The sequence below is a fragment of the Burkholderia sp. E168m23 genome (assembly GCF_016586125.1).
Lineage (GTDB): Bacteria > Pseudomonadota > Gammaproteobacteria > Burkholderiales > Burkholderiaceae > Burkholderia > Burkholderia orbicola.
In genome coordinates this window covers 1-4,175 of sequence record NZ_BCPP01000655.1, presented here as the reverse complement: position 1 = coordinate 4,175, position 4,175 = coordinate 1, and the positions used below count along the sequence as shown (strand labels likewise).

1 protein-coding gene is annotated in these 4,175 nt (G+C 60.0%); it reads left to right on the top strand.

Annotation, left to right across the window (positions count from 1 at the left end; all coding sequences use genetic code 11):
* The first annotated feature begins 91 nt into the window (after nucleotides 1–91).
* A complete protein-coding gene (locus JMF90_RS26795; protein ID WP_201325637.1) occupies nucleotides 92–2,998 on the top strand; it encodes a YadA family autotransporter adhesin in 2,907 nt (968 codons plus the stop codon).
* The last annotated feature ends 1,177 nt before the right edge of the window (nucleotides 2,999–4,175 follow it).

Sequence of the window (4,175 nt, the reverse complement as noted above, 5' to 3'; positions counted from 1 at the left end):
AAATTATAGGGGTGTGCGTGGGGCTCATTTTTCCCAGATGGCGGGCCGGTATTTTTCTTATCTTACCTCTGGAAATGGGGCCGACACATATTTGTGGTCGGGAGTATGGGCGGGAAGCAGATCGGCCGGGCTGTTTTATGGTGACGACCCGTTCAAGGCGAATCGGATAATCGTCGATGCCGAAGGCGCGACCATTGCCGGCAGCCGGCTTGTGTTGTCGTCCAGAGCGGGAATCAGCGTATCGGGTTCTAGAATCTCCAACGTCAAGAACGGCGCGCACGCCGGTGATGCAGTCAACGTCAACCAGCTTTCGAGGGTGGCGAACGTGCTTGGCGTGAATATCGACACCAACGGCCACGTAACGACGCCGACATATCGAGTGGGCAGCAAATCTTTCGACAACGTCGCGGATGCGATTGCGGCAGCCGTCGATAGCGGTACGGATCCGAATGCGGTCGTTTATGACGATTCCGCCAAGCGCTCGATCACGCTTGGCGTGAAGGGCACGACACTGAAGAACGTGGCGGCCGGCACGGTCAGTGCGACGAGTATGGAAGCGATAAACGGTTCGCAATTGCACCGTGCGTCACAGAGTGTCGCGACGGCACTGGGGGGCGGTTCGACGGTGGACGCGAGAGGTAACGTGATGGCGCCGAAGTATCGCGTCGGTGACAAAACCTACGGTAACGTCGGCGACGCGATCGCGGCAGCCGCGGACAGTGGCGGCGGTATCGATCCGAACGCGGTGGCGTACGACGATGCCGCGGGCAGCACGATAACGCTGCGTGGCGAGCATGGCACGACATTGAAGAACGTCGCGGCAGGCAGTGCGGATACCGATGCGGTCAATGTGGGGCAATTGACTGCTGCGACGCAGCCGATACGGGATGAGCTGGCTGACGTCAGCCTTGCAATGAAGGCCATCCAGATCAAGCCTCAAGGTGTAGACGCGATTGCGACGGGAACGAATGCCGTTGCGATTGGCGCCGGTGCAAATGCGATAGCGAATGGCTCGATCGCTTTGGGTGCGGGTTCGCGCGTGACCGGAGTCAATTCGGTTGCGATCGGTATCAACTCGGTCGCACTGGAAGCAAACCAAGTGTCGGTGGGCGACGTCGGGCGCGAGCGCCGCATTTCGAACCTGGCGGCGGGTACGAAAGGTACCGATGCAGTCAACTTGAATCAGCTGACTGATGCGATCGGGAAGGTGTCGAGCCGTACCGACAAGCTCTCGTCCGATCTGGCGTCGCGGCGCAGCTTGCTGGTTGCCAATCCCTTTGCCATCGACGAGCAACGTTTGTCCAATTTCGTGCTGATCGACGGCCAGGGTGCTGACGGTAGCCTGCCGAACGCGGCGAGTATCGCCGACGGCGATCCGGCGAGTACGACCTCGGCTGCAATCGGTGTCGGGTCGGTTGCGTCGGGCGCAGACACGATTGCCATTGGCATGCGTACCATCGCGAACTCGGACAACTCCGTGGCGATCGGCAATATGGCGCAAACCGGTGCCGAGCAGCCGTACTCGGTGGCGATCGGCTCGCATGTGACGACGAATGGTGCCAGCGCCCTTGCAATCGGTTCGCAGGCGAGGGCGAACGGCGAGAACGCGATCGCTATCGGCAATAACGATGTGCACGCGATCGGCGAAAGTTCGATTGCGATCGGCAATGGCGCCGAGGCCGTGGTGGGCGCGACGAATGGCATTGCGCTGGGCACGGGGGCGAGCGTTGCCCGGAACGTGACCGACGCGATGGCGCTCGGCGCGAAAGCCTTCGTGGAAAAAGGGGCGAACGGCGCTGTGGCACTGGGGGCGGGTTCCCAGGCGAGTCGAGCCAATACCGTTTCAGTGGGCAATGCCGGAAGCGAGCGCCAGATCGTGAACGTTGCGGCGGGTACGCAGGGTACCGACGCGGTGAACGTGGCGCAGTTGCACGGCGCGGCTACGAGTCTTGCGAACGCGATCGGCGGCGACACGACGGTCGATGGAAGCGGCCACGTGGCCATTCATTCGATTGAAGTGCACGGTCACCAGTACGGGACGGTATCGGAGGCGGTGCAGGCGGCTGCGGCGTATGGCGCCACGGATTCGCTGGCGCTGCGCTACGATCTCGACTCGCACGGCAATCCGAACTATGGCTCGGTGACGCTGGGCGGTCCGTCGGCAGCGCCGGTGATGCTGACCAACGTTGCCGATGGCAAGAGCCGATACGACGCGGTGAACTATGGCCAGTTGTCGTCGCTGCAAAGCGACTTCGAAAACCGAATGGGCGCGATGGACAATCGCGTCAGCAAGATCGAAACCGATGCCGGCGATCCGCGCGGTGATGGTCGGGTCATGACGATGGCCAATCTGCGCCGGGACGTTAGCGACGTCGGGGCCGGCTCAGGCTCCGTTATCGACAGCGATGCCGGCGACACCACGGCAATCGGCGCGAATTCGGCGCTGCAAGCGTCGGGCGCGACAGCGATCGGCGCCGGGGCGGATGCACGTGCGATCAATAGCACGGCGATCGGGCAATCTGCATCCGCTCACGGCGAGAACAGCACCGTGGTCGGACAGGGCGCGACCGCTTGGGGCACTAACAGCGTTGCAATTGGTGCAGGTTCCGTGGCTGACGCGGACAATGCCGTCTCGTTCGGCAACAGCGCCACGGGCATGACGCGTACGCTGACCAACGTGTCGGCCGGTGTCGCACCGACGGACGCCGTCAACGTCCAACAGCTCAACGAATCGATGGGCGGCTTGCGATCGCAGATCGAACACGATCGTGCGGATGCAAATGGAGGCACCGCGTCAGCCGTGGCCATTGCGTCGCTGCCGCAAGCGCCGGCGCCTGGGAAGAGCGTCGTCGCAGTGGGCGGCGGCACGTACGCCGGCCAGTCTGCTCTTGCGGTGGGTTTGTCCACCTACGCTGGGCGCTGGATCATCAAGGCTTCCGGTTCGACGAACACACGAGGAACTGTGGCGGGTGGTGTCGGCGCTGGTTTCGTGTGGTGAGCAACCGGAATGACGCTTTGAGCTGCGTTGCGGGTGGTGCTTAGGACCTACCTCATTGCCAGCGCTGGTCCTGTCGGCAGTACGCGGCAGGACCAGCAGACATCGAGCAACGAGATAGAGGCCACCGACGAGCCGCCGACGTTGGGCAAATATTCTCAGTGACGGCGGCGCCGAACGAGCGTCGGGACTTCAACGATCGATCGCCTGCGAGTACGGACGATATCCGCCGCAACCCCCACAAATTCCACCGCGCGGTTCATGACAGGCCGAGGGCGGTTCCCGTGCGCCGAAGCCGTCGCAAGCGAGAGTCGTGGAAACGCATCATTCACTCCCATAAGCAATGACGCCATCGGGCTGCCCATATCGTCGGGAAAGTTAACGGCGCCATGGCACCTATTCGACACCGTCTCCGATTATTTGCCATTTCGACATATCCATGTCGCGGAGCGTCCATTCCATTGGCGCCCGGGCGAGATGATGGAGCTCATTCGCTCAATCATATTAAAAGCAAGAGTGCCGATGATGAAAATTCGGCATGTCTCATAAATTTTATCCATTTTAAGAAAAGTGGAAAATGAAACACAAATGGTTTTTTATCTTGATAATAATAGTGTCTTTCCTCGCTGGAATATCACTCGCCCATGCATACTCGGGCGAAGATGGCTCGGTCGCGCTCGTCGGAGTCGCTGGCAACAAGGTCGCGCAACAGCTCACGGACAATTACAATAATCTGGCTCCAGATTGCGGTAGTGCTACAAACCCGGCGTTTCGCTGTTCCGGAGTAATGCTTCGCGGGACCATGCATTCGTCTCAGTACCACTCATGGAACCCGAGTCCTGCTTCCGTTTCGAGTGGAGGCGTCTCATTCTCCTATCTGCGAAAAGATTCGAAGTTCAGCAAGCTGGCTTATGGGTACGGTAACGGATTAATTTTCGTTCCGTATAGGTATAATATAAAGCCGAATGTCGTCGAGCCTGAAGTTATATGCTCATTCCCGATCGACGCCAACACTGAAAATCGAGTGGACAAAGGATGCGGCGCGGATAACTCATTTCCGACTGACAGCGGTCCATGTCAGGCGCGAGGCATTTCAACTGCTTCGGAATGGCTTTCACACTACCGCAGCACAAGTGGCAATAAGCACGCACACCAATGTGGCTTCGACGTACATCACGGC